This is a genomic window from Pseudomonas sp. P4_C3, from assembly GCF_056402075.1.
This window is the reverse complement of sequence record NZ_JBFUIC010000587.1, coordinates 1-1,525: the sequence shown is the minus strand read 5'-3', so window position 1 is coordinate 1,525 and position 1,525 is coordinate 1. Positions and strand designations below refer to the sequence as shown.

1 protein-coding gene and 1 pseudogene are annotated in these 1,525 nt (G+C 50.4%); both read right to left on the bottom strand.

What is annotated here, in order from left to right; all coding sequences use genetic code 11:
• Nucleotides 1–98 precede the first annotated feature (98 nt).
• Nucleotides 99–950 carry a glycine betaine ABC transporter substrate-binding protein gene (locus tag AC1DVH_RS30930; protein ID WP_477756990.1) on the bottom strand — a complete coding sequence of 284 codons (852 nt, stop codon included), beginning with the start codon at nt 948–950 and terminating at the stop codon, nt 99–101.
• Nucleotides 951–1,017: 67 nt separating this feature from the next.
• Nucleotides 1,018–1,525, bottom strand: a pseudogene (locus AC1DVH_RS30925) (FAD-dependent oxidoreductase); the annotation flags it as partial.

The following is a 1,525-nucleotide window of genomic DNA, read 5'->3' as shown; positions in this document are numbered from 1 at the left end:
GTATTAATTGTGGCCATCGTCATTTCGCAATCCATCGAACCAGTTGTTTGCTGGCTTCTCTAATTAATCAAAGGGCGGCAGTGGCAAACAAACAAAACTCAATAGTTCTTGATATTTCCCCAACGATTTACAAGATCTGTATGGCTATCTATCCAGCCCTTGATAGCCTCGTCCATGGTCTTGCCATCCTTGACTTCAGCATTCATTGCGGTGATGTCCGTGATGGGCACATAAACACTGGCCATCAGTTCGCGCGCACGCGGATTGGCTTCAGCGAAGCCTTTGTGCCCGATCCAGTAATAACCCTGCAATGGCGGGAAGACCCCTTTTGGATCTTTCAAGAATTTGAGATCAAATTTCTTGGTCATCCAGGAAGGATCCCAGACGGTTACCGCCACCCATTCTTTTCGATCGACTGCCGACTTTAAAGCCGCGGTCATTGCCGAAGTACTGCCTTCGACCAGCTTGAGCTTGATGTCGTACGCTTTGACCACGTTGTTCGCGTCACTCATCAAACCCGAACCAGGCTCGATGCCAATGATTCTGTTCCCCAGTTTGTCCGCGTTTGCGTTCAGCTGTTCAATGGAGTCGATGTCTACGTAACTGGGTACTGCCATGCCCTGATAAAGACCAAAGGAGACCGGTGACAGCTTCTCGATTTTGTTCTTGTTCTTTTTCCAATAATCGGCGGCGGCGTAATCAATCTGGGATGCCAACACCTGAATATCCCCTTTGCTGAGTGCAGCGTAGGCGATACCCCACTCGGAAAACTCCACGACTTTTACGGTATACCCAGCGTTCTCAAGTACCTTCTTGGTAATGCCGGTAATGGGCACCAAATCCTCCCAGGACATGGTCCCCATTACTATGTTTTTTTCTTCAGCGTGTGCCTGCAAACTCATCATGCCCACCAACGCGAGCGCGCAGAATGCCTTCCAGATATTTCTCATGGATTATTCCGTTCTTATTAGTGACTTGTTAAACGGCCTTTATAGGAAAAGCCGACAACTTAACTTATTAACCTTCTCGCCCGGCCCAAAACTCATGCCAACGAATAACCGAACTGACGCCCAGCTTCGTTATTATCTTGGGGGGTAACCTGCTGGGTCCTGGTGCGTGACTGAAACTGTCCAGAAAGTCAGAACGTGTACCCGAAGCCAACTCCGCCGCCATTACACCTGCCAGGGTGCTCTTGACCGTTCCCAACCCATTTTCGCAGCAAGCCGAATACAGGTTTTCTTCGATCTCGCCAAATGCAGCGGCGCTGTTACGGCTCAAACACAGACGGCCGGCCCAGCTGAACTCCAACGCAGTGGATTTCAATTCGGGAAAGCGTGCATCCAGGGAATGTCGCTGTTCTTTGGCAACCGCAGCTACACGCTCTGGGGTGACCTGGATACTCGGGTCATAGGTGAATTTTGTCCGGATGACGATACGTGAGAGACCGTCTGCAGAGATTTTACGAACAGTCGCTCCCATTGGATCAGCCGGCAACAAGGCCCACCTGGCTTTTCCTGGTACATCT